The sequence below is a fragment of the Chamaesiphon sp. VAR_48_metabat_135_sub genome, from assembly GCF_031418915.1.
Taxonomy (GTDB): domain Bacteria; phylum Cyanobacteriota; class Cyanobacteriia; order Cyanobacteriales; family Chamaesiphonaceae; genus Chamaesiphon.
This window is the reverse complement of sequence record NZ_JANOJV010000253.1, coordinates 1-15094: the sequence shown is the minus strand read 5'-3', so window position 1 is coordinate 15094 and position 15094 is coordinate 1. Positions and strand designations below refer to the sequence as shown.

At 44.4% G+C, this 15094-nt stretch carries 15 protein-coding genes and 1 pseudogene; 6 read left to right on the top strand and 10 right to left on the bottom strand.

The window, feature by feature from the left end; genetic code table 11:
* Nucleotides 1-72: 72 nt before the first annotated feature.
* Nucleotides 73-708: a 50S ribosomal protein L4 gene (gene rplD / locus RMO55_RS17675; RefSeq protein WP_310428699.1), complete on the bottom strand. Its 636-nt coding sequence runs from the start codon at nucleotides 706-708 to the stop codon at nucleotides 73-75.
* Nucleotides 709-738: 30 nt separating this feature from the next.
* Nucleotides 739-1377 (bottom strand): 50S ribosomal protein L3, encoded by a 639-nt coding sequence (gene rplC / locus RMO55_RS17670; protein ID WP_310428697.1) that lies wholly within the window; start codon nucleotides 1375-1377, stop codon nucleotides 739-741.
* A gap of 507 nt (nucleotides 1378-1884) precedes the next feature.
* Here rplC and RMO55_RS17665 point away from each other — a divergent pair.
* Nucleotides 1885-2730 (top strand): pentapeptide repeat-containing protein, encoded by an 846-nt coding sequence (locus tag RMO55_RS17665; protein WP_310428695.1) that lies wholly within the window; start codon nucleotides 1885-1887, stop codon nucleotides 2728-2730.
* A gap of 2 nt (nucleotides 2731-2732) precedes the next feature.
* On the opposite strand, the gene RMO55_RS17660 is transcribed toward RMO55_RS17665, so the two are convergent.
* From RMO55_RS17660 to zds, 4 genes and pseudogenes are all read right to left on the bottom strand, one after another.
* A complete protein-coding gene (locus RMO55_RS17660) occupies nucleotides 2733-3164 on the bottom strand; it encodes a type IV pilin-like G/H family protein (RefSeq protein WP_310428701.1) in 432 nt (143 codons plus the stop codon).
* Between the two features lie 3 nt (nucleotides 3165-3167).
* Nucleotides 3168-3236: pseudogene (locus RMO55_RS17655) on the bottom strand (type IV pilin protein); the annotation flags it as partial.
* Nucleotides 3237-3451: 215 nt separating this feature from the next.
* Entirely contained in the window at nucleotides 3452-3904 is a 453-nt protein-coding gene (locus RMO55_RS17650; protein WP_310428693.1) for an SRPBCC family protein, read from the bottom strand.
* A gap of 87 nt (nucleotides 3905-3991) precedes the next feature.
* Nucleotides 3992-5431 carry a 9,9'-di-cis-zeta-carotene desaturase gene (zds, locus tag RMO55_RS17645; RefSeq protein ID WP_310428691.1) on the bottom strand — a complete coding sequence of 480 codons (1440 nt, stop codon included), beginning with the start codon at nucleotides 5429-5431 and terminating at the stop codon, nucleotides 3992-3994.
* Between the two features lie 260 nt (nucleotides 5432-5691).
* On the opposite strand from zds, the gene menA reads away from it, so the two are divergent.
* Nucleotides 5692-6606 (top strand): 2-carboxy-1,4-naphthoquinone phytyltransferase, encoded by a 915-nt coding sequence (gene menA, locus RMO55_RS17640; RefSeq protein WP_310428689.1) that lies wholly within the window; start codon nucleotides 5692-5694, stop codon nucleotides 6604-6606.
* A gap of 74 nt (nucleotides 6607-6680) precedes the next feature.
* Here the strand turns inward: menA and rimI are convergent, their stop codons facing one another.
* The 3 genes from rimI to RMO55_RS17625 form a co-directional block, all read right to left on the bottom strand.
* The gene (rimI, locus tag RMO55_RS17635; RefSeq protein WP_310428687.1) at nucleotides 6681-7190 is read right to left on the bottom strand and encodes a ribosomal protein S18-alanine N-acetyltransferase; all 510 of its coding nucleotides are present in this window, start codon (nucleotides 7188-7190) and stop codon (nucleotides 6681-6683) included.
* A 198-nt stretch (nucleotides 7191-7388) separates the two neighbouring features.
* The gene (locus RMO55_RS17630) at nucleotides 7389-8999 is read right to left on the bottom strand and encodes a 2-isopropylmalate synthase (protein ID WP_310428685.1); all 1611 of its coding nucleotides are present in this window, start codon (nucleotides 8997-8999) and stop codon (nucleotides 7389-7391) included.
* A 266-nt stretch (nucleotides 9000-9265) separates the two neighbouring features.
* Complete coding sequence (locus RMO55_RS17625; RefSeq protein WP_309733960.1) at nucleotides 9266-9787, bottom strand: NYN domain-containing protein; 522 nt, start codon at nucleotides 9785-9787, stop codon at nucleotides 9266-9268.
* A gap of 575 nt (nucleotides 9788-10362) precedes the next feature.
* On the opposite strand from RMO55_RS17625, the gene RMO55_RS17620 reads away from it, so the two are divergent.
* Together RMO55_RS17620 and RMO55_RS17615 are read left to right on the top strand one after the other, a co-directional pair.
* Nucleotides 10363-10488 carry a hypothetical protein gene (locus RMO55_RS17620; RefSeq protein ID WP_310428683.1) on the top strand — a complete coding sequence of 42 codons (126 nt, stop codon included), beginning with the start codon at nucleotides 10363-10365 and terminating at the stop codon, nucleotides 10486-10488.
* Entirely contained in the window at nucleotides 10488-11381 is an 894-nt protein-coding gene (locus tag RMO55_RS17615) for a S1 RNA-binding domain-containing protein (protein WP_310428680.1), read from the top strand. Before RMO55_RS17620 ends, RMO55_RS17615 begins: the two co-directional genes overlap by 1 nt.
* Before the next feature lie 846 nt (nucleotides 11382-12227).
* Here the strand turns inward: RMO55_RS17615 and hflX are convergent.
* Nucleotides 12228-13913, bottom strand: coding sequence for a GTPase HflX (gene hflX / locus RMO55_RS17610; protein ID WP_396134384.1), 1686 nt, complete (start codon nucleotides 13911-13913; stop codon nucleotides 12228-12230).
* 291 nt (nucleotides 13914-14204) lie between these two features.
* Between hflX and RMO55_RS17605 the strand changes: the two genes are divergently transcribed.
* Both RMO55_RS17605 and RMO55_RS17600 read left to right on the top strand, forming a co-directional pair.
* Nucleotides 14205-14630, top strand: coding sequence for a hypothetical protein (locus RMO55_RS17605; RefSeq protein WP_310428677.1), 426 nt, complete (start codon nucleotides 14205-14207; stop codon nucleotides 14628-14630).
* A gap of 104 nt (nucleotides 14631-14734) precedes the next feature.
* Nucleotides 14735-15094 (top strand): hypothetical protein (locus RMO55_RS17600; RefSeq protein ID WP_310428674.1); only part of this gene is annotated, 360 nt, incomplete at its 3' end.

Genomic DNA, 15094 nt, shown 5'->3' with positions numbered 1-15094 from the left:
TCCATCATGGTCGTTGCTTTTTCAGTAACGATGACATTCCGAATTAAATCTGGTAAGTCACGGTCTTCAACTCTAATCGTCATTGTAAACCTCCTGTATTTTGGCGATTGCTTCAGCCGTAGCAACAATCTGATCCGCATTGAGGAGATCGAATACGTTGAGTCCTGATGCAGAAATCATTTTAACTTTGGCAATGTTCCGAACCGACAATAAAGTATTGTCTTCTACTTCCGAAACGATGATGAGTACTTTGCTCTCAGCTTCGACACCCCAACGAGTCATCGCTTGGACGAACTCTTTGGTTTTTGGTTGAGCTACATTGGTTGCAAAGTCAGCAACTACGATGATGTCTTCAATCCGACTCATCAATGCTGTCCGTAGAGCGAGTCTCCGCTCTTTACGGTTCATTTTCATGTTGTAATCTTTGGGTTTTGGTCCAAAAATCACACCACCCCCACGCCATAGTGGAGAACGAATCGAACCCGCACGAGCGCGTCCAGTTCCTTTTTGTTTCCAAGGTTTGCGTCCACCACCGCGTACTTCGGCGCGAGTCTTGGCACAAGCTGTACCTTGACGAGCGTTGTTTGTCTGCCGAATTAGGGCACGGTGAACGATGTGAGAAGCATTTTCTTCTCTTGCAACAGCCAATTCGAGGGTGGCAGAGCCAGCTTCCTCGCCTTGCCAGTTGCGGATGACGCAATTAGCCATAACTATCTATTTCGCTTCTACTTACTGTGATTACTTACCGACGGTTACTTCTGGGACGATCCGCAGTAGTGCGCCAGGTTTGCCAGGAACGGAACCTTCAATCAAGAGGAGGTTACGATCGACATCAATCTGGACTACTACCAATTTCTTGATCGTGATCCGTTTGCCACCTAGTCGTCCTGCCATTTTCTTACCAGGATAGACACGACCAGGGGTGGTACCAGCACCAGTCGAACCAGGTTCGCGGTGATTTTTGGAACCGTGAGTCATTGGTCCACGCGCAAAGTTCCAACGTTTCTGCCAACCTGCGAAACCTTTACCGATGCTGTTACCTGTAACGTCGATAATTTGACCGACAGTGAAAAGATCTGGTTTGATTTCTTGTCCGAGTGTCCACTCGTCAGTGCTATCTACCCGAAATTCTTGGAGGTGACGCAGTGGTGGAGCATCCGACTTTTTGAGGTGTCCGAGTTCTGGTCTGTTGAGTGCTTTTTCTTTGACTTCATCAAAACCGATCTGGATGGAGTTATAGCCATCGGTCGCTTTAGTTTTGATTTGAGTGATGGTGCATGGGCCTGCTTGAACGACGGTGACAGGAATTGCTCTCCCTGTCTCTTTGTCGAAAATTTGGGTCATGCCGAGTTTGGTGCCGAGAATACCGATAGACACGGTTAGATAGAGTTCCTTATATTTGAGACATCAGGATTTTGATGGACTTCCACCGGCAGGCGCGTCCATCTGTGGGTTTGACTTGTTTTTACCAATCCAGCTTAACTTTAGCATCTATTTTGTATGCTTTCGCACAAATTGTTAGATGCGTCGCGGGCAATAAGTTTTCACTTAACAAGGGACAAGGTATCAATTGGGAATCGTGTTAATGCTGGATAGACTGGAGTAGCAAGCCACTTAGTATCTATTTCAGCCGATTTACCCGCAGTCACAGCTTGAAAGCTGTAAGTTTTAGACCACAATCTATAATTGTACACTAGTTGTTTGCTTCTGTCTATATAGCTATTAATCAAGCCAGGACAACCGCTCTGCTGTCTCTTTCAACAATGCTTTGAGAGATTCTGTGAGTTTCAACATTCCTCGGAAGATAAGGATACTTCACCAAAGAATATTAATTTAATCTATGAGTAGAGCCATCTTCATTGTTAGTAGTGCTATTTTAGATAGATGAATGAAGATCTACAGTGTTGGTACAAAGCACTCGAATTAGAGCCTGGAGCTTCACTAGAAGAGGTGAACCAGGCACATAAGGATCTGGCATTGGTTTGGCACCCCGACAGATTGCCTCAGGATAGTCTCCGTTTACAGGAAAAAGCACAAGCAAAACTCAAAGAAATTAACAATGCGCGAGATCGATTGCGCGAGTATCAAGCCAGTAAATCCAACGGTAATGGCAGCAAGAGTCATAGTACATCACCTCGATCCTCCAGCAACTCTGCTCCCCGAACAGAGCGGGAATCGGCACGTCAAAATTCACAGCCACGCCGATCCTCCCCACCCAAACAAGATCCCTCGCAACAATACCGTCAGTCTGCGCAACAACCAGTCGAATCGCCCGAACCGCCAAGATACCAGCAACCTCAATCTACCAACACGCAAAATCGTCAGCAACAAACCAAAACACCCGCCCGTACTCCCCATCAACGTCCAGATTTGAGCGGGGTAGACTGGAGCGGTACAGACCTAAATGAGCGCGATTTATCAGGCAGAAACTTGAGTAATGCCAACCTCAGTCATGCCGATCTCCAGGATTCATTCTTACATGGTACCAATTTGCATGGTGCGAATCTTCATAAGGCCAATTTATTTAGAGCAAATTTATTTCAGGCTAATCTGAGTAAGGCCAATTTGCGTGAAGCGAATCTGATTGGTGCCGATCTCAGTGGTGCCGATCTTACTGGTGCCGATCTTACTGGCGCACGGATTAAGGTTGGAAATAGAATGACCGTGAGATTTATTGGTGCTAATCTTACAGGTGCAATCATGCCAGATGGCAGTGTCTACGCCAGTTAAAATTAGTTGCCCGTTGCGGTATCATTTAATTCTTGATAGCCAGTGGGACAACTCATTGATGTCGTGTTAAAGACGACAACTGATGCGGAAGAACCTGGAGCAATTGTTTCGCAAACCAATCCAGCAATTAAGGTTTGTCCGGCATAGTTATAACGTAAGTTGCCACCTGTATAAGACCTAACCGCACCGTCAACCGATTGAGCGGCAATTGTCGCTTGATTTTGAGGGTCTGGGATATCTAGCGTGTAGACATAGTTAGTAGTGCTAGTCGTAGTGGTTCCGATCAAATTCATCCCAACAGCTAATTGGTCGAAAGAACTCGAAAAGCTATTATTTTCGACTCGATACCTGGCTTGAGCGCGGTTAATTAATGAGATACTCTGCTTGCTTTCTGTCTGTTTTGCCTTAACTGCTTGCTTAAGAAAATTCGGCATCGCAATTGCGGCCAGAAGGCCAATAATCACAATCACCACTAAAAGTTCAATTAGGGTAAAACCCTTTGCCATATGACTTTTTGAGTCTAATGACACTAGTTTTCGCTGTCGATACTCTATGGGTGAGATCTCAACTGGCGATGATTGCGAACTCAAGTGCGAGTGGGTGTTCATGGGAAATAAACAAGAGAGGGTGTGCAGTTCGGGGTGACTGCAGATAGCCTACCCATTTTTTTGGCAAAATCAATCAAATGGCGGTTGTAAAATGTCCGATAATTTTGATGTTGTCATTGTCGATCGACGGGTAATTCCTTCATTGCATATTCCCTAAACCGCTCCATGTCAGCTTGGAGCGTTGATTCTACGACATTGCGGACAAAACCATTGTCCATCAACATTGCTAAAATTCCTGGCACAGCATAAGCAACAGTTAGTTTCACAATACTGCTGCCCTTGCGATCGTAAAATCTAATCGCTCCGCGATTGGGCAATCCATCAACTGATTCCCATTGAATAATTTGATTGGGAATCTCCTGGAGAATGCGTGATAACCAAGTAAATTCAAACGTCCTAGTCCCCAGCTTCCAGCGAGAAAGTTCGGGACTATCTTCGAGGATGTGGACTGATTCGATCCATTTAAAATAACGTGGCATCAACTCAATATTTTGCCATAGACTCCATACATGCTCGATCGGTGCAGCAACTTCAATTTGAACGCTATGTTCTAACCATTCTGACATAAGGGTGTGGGGGGTATAGGTGTGGGGGTGTGGGAATGTGGAGAGGGTGGGGATTCGTTTATATTTCCTTTACCCTTTACCTAAAGCCTAATCCCTAAAGCTGGCGAGAATTGCTTGTGCGGCTTGTTTTCCAGAAATTGTTGCTCCTTCCATACTATCAATATAATCTTGAGCCGTGTAGCTACCTGCTAAGAAAAAGTTGTTAATTGGGGTCGCTTGGGTGGGACGAAAGGGGTCCATTCCTGGTTGTTCGCGGTAGAGAGATTGAGCGAGTTTGACTACGCTCGACCAAGTGACATTTAATGCGCGTGCCGAGGGGAAAAGTTCGTGGACTTGCTTAATCACATGCGCGACGATGTCTTCATTCTTCATGGGAATGAATGGTTCTCCAGGAGTCAGCACCACTTGGAGGAGCGAACCTTCACCTTCGCGATAATAATCGGCGGGACTGGTCAGGGCGAGATCTGCAAAACAGGAAAAATCGGCATCGGCACTGTACAACAGATTGTCCAGCCCTGCGGCATGGTCTAATTGGTTTCGTTCGGCACTATCTTTCATTTCTGTGACCCAACCATCAAAGCGAAGTTGCACTGTCGCGACGGGAACTGCGACGAGTTTGAAGATATTATCAAAAAATGTCGATTCGCGCCAATTTGTTGGTATGATGCGATGAATACCCGGCACGTCGCACGCGCAAACATAAGCATCAGCAACGATCGTTTCGACGGTATCACCATTGGCAATATCGAATCCTGTAATGTGGATATTATTGCCTTCGCCTGTATATTTGATTTCCCGCAATTGGCGACGGGTATAGATTTTGGCACCTTTGCTTTCTAAGTAGTTGACGATCGGTTTGTGGAGATATTCGGCGGGTGAGCCTACCAGCATATTCAATTTTGATGCTTCCGTTTTCGAGGCAAACATCATAAAGATGGTCAGCATACATCGTGCTGAGATGTTCTCCGTATCAATGAATCCCAGGGCTAGGGCGATCGGGTCCCACATCCGGCGTAAGCTATGATTATTACCACCATGAGAGCGAAACCAGTCTGCAAAACTGACTCGATCGAGATCGCGAATCATCTTCATGGCGATCTCATAGCTAACTAACCCTGGGACGATTGGACTAGTCCCCAGAGCCAGAGCGTTTCGCAGTTTATCGACAATCGTCAATTGCTGGGTTGTAAAAAATGCCTTCAAGCCATGAAAAGGTGCGCCGAGGAAGAATCTAAAATCCAGCTTGCCAATCTCCCCACCCGCATTAATGAAGTTATGAACATGTTCCTTGGGCAAAAAGATGTCCGTCGCGCCAATGTGCTGCATCAGGGCAAAGAGATTGGCATAGTTGTTAAAAAAGACGTGCAACCCCATCTCGATATGATTGCCATCTGCGTCCATCCAACTGCCAACTTTACCGCCGACAAAGGGGCGCGATTCAAAGATCTCGACTTCATGTCCCGCGTCAACTAAATCGATGGCTGTAGCCATGCCTGCCAATCCCGCACCAACAATTGCAACCTGCATATCGATTTAGATAAAAATTCTCTCTTATAGCTTATCGTACAATAATCTCATGATTCGAGAAGGGGAAGTTGGGGAAAGGGGATAGGGTAAAGGTAAAGGAAATAAAAATCACTGTAACACAACCAGCCACCCCACACTCCCCACACTCCTCAATTCTGGCGTGTTAATTTTCTTTGTGACGAAGAATGGGGGAATTGGCAATCGTGCTATAGCTAATTAGGTATAGATTGCAGTCTCATGCTCACTTCCCGTTCACAAATATGAATATAGTTGAGTCGATCGAACAACCCAAATCGAAGTTATGGTTAGCAGCAATTAAGCCGCCGATGTATACTGTCGCGATTATCCCAATTACGGTGGGTTCTGCGGTTGCTTATGCCCAGGCTCGATCGATAGATCTTCATATTTTAGGTGCTTTCTTGGCATCGGCGATCTCCATAATTGCTTGGTTGAATATTAGCAATGATGTGTTTGATAGCGATACTGGAATTGATGTGAATAAAGCTGAGTCAGTGGTAAATTTAACGGGAAATCGCAATCTGATGTTTTGGTTGGGAAACCTATTTTTATTGCTAGGTATTTCGGGAATTGGGACAATTGCTTGGTGGCAACAAGATATCACTGTGGTAGCGATTGTTTTATTATGTTGTTTTTTGGGCTATACTTACCAAGGACCACCATTTCGATTGGGATATCAAGGTTTAGGGGAAGTGATTTGTACGATCTGTTTTGGACCGTTGGCTTTGAGTGCCGCTTATTATAGTCAGATCCAATCTTGGTCGATCGCTAATTTAACAGCTTCCTTAATTATTGGTATTTCTACAAGTCTAATTTTATTTTGTTCCCATTTTCATCAAGTTAAAGACGATTTAGCAGCAGGAAAACTGTCACCAATTGTCAGAATGGGGACGAAAATGGCAGTAAGAGTACTCGAATGGAGTACTGCAAGCATTTATATATTCACAGCAATTGGTATAATTAGTGGGTTATTTCCGATCGCCACTCTATTAGTATTTCTTAGTCTGCCATTGGCGATTAAATTAACTCAATTTGTCAAAGAGTATCACGATCGACCAGATATCGTTCGTACCTGTAAATATCTGGCTGTGCGGCTCCATTTTGTGAGTGGATTACTATTAGCTTTAGGCTTTTATCTTACTGACTGGAAAATATAATTTAGTCTGGTTGTCACCATCTGTATACTACGATTACTACGTTTACTCCCCGCAGGTACAAAACCGGACAAAAATTAAACTAGATTTTTAGCTATGTGCATAAAATGTGGATGTAGTAAACCACCTCGCCACATAATTACACCATCTTCTCCGGTATCTTGATAGTATTTTTTCCTGCGCCCGACAGTTTGGAAGCCGTATTTTTCGTAGAGGTGAATTGCCCCATCGTTAGAGGCGCGAACTTCTAGGGTTGCTCGTGCCATTTCAATCGATCTAGCTTTATCGAGTAATGCACATAGGAGCATTTGTCCTAATCCTTGTCTTTGATACTGGGGATGAATGCCAAGTAATGTGATGTGAGCCTCGTCTAGAATCGCCCAGAAGCAACCGAAACCAATCAGTCCTGGTGTTTCTGGATCGAACGTTGATTTAACTGTTATCCCTAGGAAATGACTATTGTCATTTGTTAATTCACGCCGATAACTATCGATCGACCACAACCCTCCAAAGCATAAGCGATCTAAGCTTAAAATAGCATCGATTTCATCGACAGATATCGGACAGATAGTTACGTCTAAACCCACTCTAGTTATTTGGTAGTTCGAGCATAGATGATAGCGCAGTAATTGAGTTAAGGGCAATTCATGAAATCCAATCCAACAACGCCCATTTGGAGTAGTAGCAATTCCAGGCTCGATCGATAACTTTTCAACGTTACTGCTAGATCCCCGACTTTTTAGAAAAGTCGGGGATCTGAACCCACAAGCGTTCTATTCAGGTTTTCAACTCGCAACTGTCAACTGGCTGGCTGCTTCCTCCAGCTTAGTTTTGGCAGCATACAAACGGTTGAGAGCATTGATATAAGCTTGGGCGGAGGCGACGATAATGTCAGTATTAGCAGCATAGCCGGAATAGGTATAGTCCTGGTACTTGAGGCGAATTGTCACCTCTCCAATCGCGTCAATGCCCGCTGTGACCGATTGAACCGAAAATTCGATTAATTGGTTAGGAACGTCGATGACGCGGTTAATCGCCTTGTAGATGGCATCTACGGGACCAGTGCCGATCGCGGCATCGGTCAATTCTTCGCCGTTGGGCATTCTGATGGTAACAGTTGCGGTGGGTTGAGCGCGATCGCCGCAGGCTACTTGGACTCGATCGAGGATAAAGATTTCGGGACTTTGTTTGATTTCATCATTAACAATTGCTTCTAGATCTCGATCGGTAATTTCTTTTTTCTTGTCTGCGACATCTTTAAATCTTAAGAAGGCTTTATTGAGATCATTTTCGGATAAATCGATACCCAATTCTACCAACCGAGTGCGGAAAGCGTTACGACCGGACAATTTACCCAAGGTAATGAGATTATCAGTTAACCCGATCGACTGAGCATCCATAATCTCATAGGTGAGTTTATTTTTCAAGACTCCATCCTGATGAATGCCCGATTCATGGGCGAAAGCATTCGCACCGACGATCGCTTTATTCGGTTGGACGATCATTCCAGTTAGACTAGATACTAAGCGAGAAGTTTTATAGATTTGGCGAGTATCTACATTCGTCAATGGTGCAGCCGAATCGACGGGACGACCTAAAAATGGATTGAAATACTGACGGCGGACGTGTAAAGCCATCACCAATTCTTCTAATGAGGCATTTCCCGCTCGTTCGCCAATGCCGTTAATCGTACATTCCAGTTGCCGTGCCCCATATTTTACTGCTTCTAAAAAGTTGGCAACAGCTAATCCCAGATCGTCATGTCCGTGAACGGAAATAATTGCTCGATTAATATTCGGCACGTTTTCTTTAATGCCTTTAATTAACGCGCCAAATTCGGCGGGAGTTGTATAACCCACCGTATCGGGAATATTAACAGTCGTCGCTCCATTGGAGATCGCCCGTTCTAATACTGTATACAAAAATTCTGGATCGCTGCGTCCGGCATCTTCTGGCGAAAACTCGACATCATCGACGAAAGTTTTGGCATAAGCAACCATTTCTCCCGCAATTTCTAAAACTTCTTTTCTCGTCTTCTTGAGTTTATATTCCAGGTGAATATCAGACGTAGCAATAAAAGTATGAATTCGGGGTTTTGCAGCAGGTTTTAGAGCTTCTGCCGCTGCTTTAATATCTTTTTCGCTCGCTCGTGCCAAGCCACAAATAATCGGGCCAGATGGCGTACCTACAAGATCGGCAATCTGTTGCACTGCTTCAAAATCGCCCCGACTAGAGTAGGGAAAACCAGCCTCGATTACATCAACACCCAAGCGGGCTAGTTGTCGGGCAATTGTCAGCTTCTCATCAGCATTTAGCGTTGCACCTGGGGACTGTTCGCCATCCCTCAATGTGGTATCGAAAATAATTACGCGATCTACTTCTGGTTTTTGGGTCATGATGTTAGATACCTAAAAATAATAATGATAAAAGTTACTTGTCGGACTACCAGATCCCCGACTTCTTTGGAGAAGTCGGGGATCTTTACCGTGCATATGTTTAAGGTGACAGACATATTGGAATCGAGGTTAATTATCTACTCTCGACTACCTAGAGATCGATCGCTAGTTAATATTTTCTGTCACCTAAATAAGCACTAGTAACTCAAATAAAGTGAACTGCATTATTATTTTTGGTTGTTGTTCTAACACTGTAATTGGTTCTCCTATAGGGAATCAACTTTTTCAATTCGATCGCGAATATCGTTCAGGTCAATATACCTGTCCGTCACGTTTCGCAGCTCTCTGGCAATCATACCTTCTGTCGATATGACGGTGATGTGGGTATTCTTAGACCTGAGTAGCTCGATCGCCCGCTCGAAATCACCATCACCACTAAACAGCACAACACGATTGTACTGATCTACAGTATTAAACATATCGACCACAATTTCAATATCCAGATTCGCTTTTTGGGAGTAGCGACCGGAAGTATCGTCGTAATACTCCTTGAGGATCTTGGTGCGGACAGTATAACCCAGGCTGATCAGCGCATCTCGAAAGCCGCGTTGGTCTTGAGCATCCTTCAATCCAGTATACCAAAAAGCGTTAATGAGCATTAGCTCTGGTTCTTTGGTGAAATACTCTAGCACGCGCCGAGGATCGAAAAACCACCCATTTTTTTGTTGGGCATAAAACATATTATTACCGTCCACAAAGATGGAGAGACGGTTAGCGGCAGAAAACATTATAATTAGTACCTAGTTATTTTTTATAAGTTAAAGTAGATCGATCTAATATCTTGGCAACCTGGAGTTGGCTCAAATAGTTTGGCGCAACCGTCTAAGGCTAGGAGTTACCCAACCATAGATGTTCAGATACCTGAAGACATGACCTTGGTGCTAAGTTTAGCGAGTTAATTTAAAGATATAGAGTTTAACTTTCTGGCTGTAAATATGATGGCAACAGGATTGGAGCGTCAAACAACCATCGATTAATCGATTAATGAACAAAAGATCGGTAGATTTAGTTCGACCTGAATTCGATCGGCAAATATTTGACAGTTAGCATAATAATTTAGGAGAATAATGTATATATGAGTTCCATCTTACCAAACTTCGAGTGTTTCAGCTAACGTTCTTTAATACCAAAAATACTACGTGAATTTACGTATTCTGGCAGACTGATACTACTGCGCCAATCGCAAGGGGAATGGGAAAGGTTAAAAGTTAAAGAAAACTAATTAAGTGGGCTAATCATCAGCCTTTCCCCCTTCTCCCTTCTGTCGATACCGATAGTCCAAATCCATCGAACTCATAGATCTATGAGTCAAACAGGCTCGATCGCGGGTACCATATATATGCTCTTGGGAATTGATGATACCAGCAATCTCCCCGCACAGATCGCCGAAATTGCGATATTAGCCCCTACCACCTACCCTCTAATTTAATGAATAAGACTAAAAGTACCTCAGCCGAAATCTTTTCAATGGACGACTTTGCTAAAGCTTTAGATGCTGAAGTAGTCAGTTTTGAAAAAGACCAATTAGTGCGGGGTAAAATTCATAGTTATGATAGCGATGGTATCTATGTAGATATTAATGGTAAATCGTTAGCATTCGTTCCGGCGGCGGAAGTTGCGGCGGATGAATCAGCAGATTTATCGGTATTAGTCCCAATCGGTGACGAGCAAGAATTCCTAATTATTCGCGAACAAAATGCCGATGGGCAAGTTACGCTATCCAAACTACAATTACAAGCAAAATATGCATGGAATCAAGTTGATGAAATGCAGAGTAATAAAGAATCAGTTCAGTTGCGGGTGACTGGGGTGAATAAGGGTGGAGTAACGGTTAACTTCCAGGGGATTCGGGGCTTTATTCCACGATCGCAACTGGTCGAACGAGACCATGAATCTCTAGTCGGTACAACGATTCCAGGTATTATCATTGAAGCTGATAAGGAAAAAAACAAATTAGTTTTCTCTCAACGCAAAGCAACTCGGACGGCAAGCTTCAGTCAACTAGAACGTGGTCAATTAGTTAGTGGCATCATCGTTGGAATTAAAACCTTCGGTGCCTTCGTCGAGTTTAATGGTAATACTGGATTGATTTACATCAAGCAAATTAGTGAAAATCGAGTGGAAGCTTGTGATAAGATTTTCACGATCGGCCAAGAAATTAAAGCGATGATTATCGATCTAGATGAGGCTAATGGCAAAATTTCACTTTCTACCAGGGTGTTAGAAAATCATCCTGGCGAAATGTTGGAGCAAATGTCGGAAGTAATGGAATCAGCCGAAGCCAGAAGCGAACGGGCTGCGAAGAAATTATTTGGAGTCTAAATTTCCCAATAAAAAACCAGCAGATTAATTATCGGCTGGTGCGTTAGCTGTGTTGGGAGGAGAAAACTCGTTCCTTAGACTCTGACAAAAACCTGTGCCATATCGCGGCTTGTCACCGACTCGGCTGTTATTGCTGGATTTTAAAGTTTTTTGTTATCTCTTATTAAGAATTGTAACAAACATCTTGTGAAAATGCAAATAATTCCTCCTAGATTAAATCTAGGAGGAATTCAGGGTGGCACGGGTTAAAGTTATTCGCTCTGTTCTAGTAACGCCAACGACTAAAGTCTCTAGGTAACTCCTAACTCATTGGCGTACTTCGTCTACGCTCAGCACAGGTAGCCTCTCCGCTAGGAGCCTGTCCTTAGAAACCAAAAACTGCTCTCGCGAAGCATTAGCATAAGAGCACTACTCGAGCCGCAAAGGTGAGTTACGCTGCCGCTAACAGACTCTGCGACAAATCGCTTTGCGAAAAATTATAACTCTCCGACAGGTTGCCAGGAGAAACTGAAGTTAATTAATTAGTTGGAAAGAAAAAGGAGAGGAGCCGATCGTAAAAAATTAAATGCTTACCGACCCCACACGCTAAACCAAACCACCCTGTATGCTCTTCGGAAACTACATTATTAATTAGAGTTCTTTCAAGTACACATGAGAATAGCTTAACGTTTATACTCCTGAGTCTAAAGGTCAAAAGGTAACTATAAAGTCATGATTCAAGATATGCAAGTTGTCTGTGATGTAGATCGGGCGTTGCTAGATTTAGGTATAAAACTAGGAGTAGAGCGGGGAGGGGGAAAAGATGCTCGTACTCCTTGCTTCTCAACGGTTCGCGATATTTATAAACTAAGCTGGGACGGTATAAGCGATGAGCTGTCCGATCCGCTGGCGGAGCGTCTCTAGATTGAAGCGTTCTGAAGCAGAGATAAAGACCGCATTGGGAAATTCTTCCGTAGCTTCAGCAAGTCGATCGTCATCCACCCGATCGATCTTATTAAACACGATCAGTGACGGCCCCGGGGCGATCGGCATCTCACCGAGAATACCCATGACCGATCGAATATGACTGTGCCATGCCGGATGGGATAAGTCAACTAGATGGATCAGCGCGTCTGCTTCGGTGACTTCTTCTAGGGTGGCGCGGAAAGCATCCATTAGGGGTGGTGGTAGTTGGTGGATGAAGCCAACAGTATCGGTAAGTAAGATTTGGCGTAAGTCGCCTTCATTACTGGCGGGTACCTGAAAGCGGCGGGTAGTGGGATCGAGGGTGGCGAATAATTGGTCGGCGATGTAAACTTCTGAGTTAGTGAGGATATTCAGCAGGGTTGATTTTCCGGCGTTGGTATAACCGACTAAGGCAACAGAGGGGATATCGTGGTGCTGACGTTGGAGGCGCAGCCGCGAACGGTGTGCTTGAAGCTGATTTACGTCTTGCTGGAGCCGCAAAATCCGTTTTTGGATAGTTCGGCGTTCGGTTTCCAGTTTAGTCTCTCCAGGACCTCTGGTACCGATACCACCGCCTTGGCGGGACATAGCTTGACCCTTACCAGTGAGGCGAGGTAGCATGTATTCGAGTTGGGCTAGTTCGACTTGTAATTTACCTGCGCCAGATTGAGCGCGTTGGGCGAAGATATCTAAGATTACCTCAGTTCGATCGACTACGCGGATGCCTGTTTGGGTTTCCAGGTTGCGGGATTGGCTGGGGGAAAGATTGCAGTCAAAGACGATCAGATTGGCCCCAATTTTTTGAGCTGCGAGGGCGATTTCTTGAATTTTCCCTTCTCCAACGACGGTTTGAGGGTGGGGACGCGATCGTTTTTGCTGGATAGTTTCCAGGACTTCACCGCCTGCGGTTTCGACTAATTTAACAATCTCTTCCAATCCATCAGTAAATCGCTGTGTCGTCACAAAGTCAGTTTTGACCCCAACTAATATTACTCGATCGGTATCATCAGCGACGTTCTGATTGGCAACATCTCGCGCATATTCACTCTCGATTCCATCAACGAGATCGAGAAAATCTCGATCGCTAAGATCGTCTAAACTCAAAGGTGGCGAAATTGTCCAATTAATCTCTGGATGCGGCACCAAATGCGCGAGATAGGCATCTTGAATATATCCCGTCGCTCCGCCGCCGCGTTTGGTAAAGCCGCTACCCGTGATATTTAGAACCACTAGTGCATCCAATCGTTGCAACGCCATTGATGTCAGCGCACTGTCACTAGGAACATCGGGTTTTAGTTGGGTAGAAATACAGCGAATTCCGCTCAACCGTTCCGCACCATAACGCGGGAGTTCTAGTGGTGGAATTTGAGTTTGATGAGGAGTTCCAACTCCCAAGCGGATCACTTGTCCGCGCCGATTGATATACACGGTAATCGGATCGCCAACTTGAGCACTAATCGCGGCTAGCTGCTGGGCAAATTCTGGAGTAGTCAATCGATCGCCTGGTAGTCTTTGATTATACAACTTTCGTAGTTGCTTAATCTGGTTGGATTTTAATCCTTGTAAGTTGCCGTAAATTGTCTCGATATGCTGCTCTCCAACGCGGTATCTCTAGTGTAGTAGCTGGAGATGGTGTTTGACCAGTTTTGAGAAGGGAGAGAGGGAGACGAGGAGACTGGGTGACTGGTAGATCTCAAAAATAGACAACCATAAATCGATTCAGCCACGCCAGAAACTGTACTCATATATCTGCAAAGCACGATCGGGAGAGTCTCCCCTTCGCAGTGACGATCGATAGTTGACAGGTGTTATTATATAAACTGAGATTAAATTAAATAAAAAATATTTTAATTCGATCGATACTCTTTAAAGTACATCATGACCTTTACTCTGTTTGGTCGTTGGCAAATTCGAGTTTTGTTATTGGCTACAGTTGGGATACTATTCATAATCTCGATGGCCGTAAAATCGAGTTCATCGATCGCGGCACAAACACTGCTAACGTTGCTATACCTCGGACTATTTGGATTGGGCTGGGATTTTTGTTATCATCAGTTACAACGGTTGCGCTGGGATGGAGATTGGAATGGTTTGTTGCAATTGGGTGGTGCCGTTTGGGAAGGAATATTCTTGGTGACGGTAATTAAGATAGTTGGATTACCTGGGATCGACATAGCTAATTTTAATCTCCTTGGATTCATCGGGTTTTATACTAGCTTTAGTCTGCTGAGTTCGATCGTCGCTCATTCCCTACTGCGTATTCTCTCACCTTATTCGCGCTTCAATGGGGGACAATGGTTTTAAATTAATTAATAATTGCGGATGTATTTTCGGTCGGGGAACCCGACCGTGAAAATGCACCAAGCAGATAATTAAATTTTTCGATAGAAACTTGAAACCCCCAATCGTTGTCAGTCGCGCACCCCATTAATTTTGCCATCCTCACCATGCTAATTCGTACTTTTGTTAAATTTGCTGCTGCGATCCTTTTATCGATGTCTACATGGATATTTGCCCCCAATGCTTTAGCAATTACGCCGATTACTTTGTCAAATGTTGACTACAAGGATTGTTCGGCGGAAGTTGCCAAGGGTGCGGTGACTAGTGGTGGGGTGACGCAAGATGCGGCGTGTTTTTTGATTATTGGGAAAGCTGAGAATAAATCGGGTAAGACTGTCTTTGATGCCGATGTCTACGGACGAATTTATGATGCGGATAATAATAATGTATTGCCAAATCGAGGACGTGTGGGTTTAATTGAGCAGGTA

Excerpts from the sequence above, each read along its gene's own strand:
- rplD (WP_310428699.1), bottom strand. The coding sequence starts at position 708 with ATGGCTAATTGCGTCATCCGCAACTGGCAAGGCGAGGAAGCTGGCTCT.
- RMO55_RS17665 (WP_310428695.1), top strand. The coding sequence starts at position 1,885 with ATGAATGAAGATCTACAGTGTTGGTACAAAGCACTCGAATTAGAGCCT.
- RMO55_RS17660 (WP_310428701.1), bottom strand. The coding sequence starts at position 3,164 with ATGCCGAATTTTCTTAAGCAAGCAGTTAAGGCAAAACAGACAGAAAGC.
- RMO55_RS17650 (WP_310428693.1), bottom strand. The coding sequence starts at position 3,904 with ATGTCAGAATGGTTAGAACATAGCGTTCAAATTGAAGTTGCTGCACCG.
- zds (WP_310428691.1), bottom strand. The coding sequence starts at position 5,431 with ATGCAGGTTGCAATTGTTGGTGCGGGATTGGCAGGCATGGCTACAGCC.
- menA (WP_310428689.1), top strand. The coding sequence starts at position 5,692 with ATGAATATAGTTGAGTCGATCGAACAACCCAAATCGAAGTTATGGTTA.
- RMO55_RS17630 (WP_310428685.1), bottom strand. The coding sequence starts at position 8,999 with ATGACCCAAAAACCAGAAGTAGATCGCGTAATTATTTTCGATACCACA.
- RMO55_RS17625 (WP_309733960.1), bottom strand. The coding sequence starts at position 9,787 with ATGTTTTCTGCCGCTAACCGTCTCTCCATCTTTGTGGACGGTAATAAT.
- RMO55_RS17620 (WP_310428683.1), top strand. The coding sequence starts at position 10,363 with ATGAGTCAAACAGGCTCGATCGCGGGTACCATATATATGCTCTTGGGA.
- RMO55_RS17615 (WP_310428680.1), top strand. The coding sequence starts at position 10,488 with ATGAATAAGACTAAAAGTACCTCAGCCGAAATCTTTTCAATGGACGAC.
- RMO55_RS17605 (WP_310428677.1), top strand. The coding sequence starts at position 14,205 with ATGACCTTTACTCTGTTTGGTCGTTGGCAAATTCGAGTTTTGTTATTG.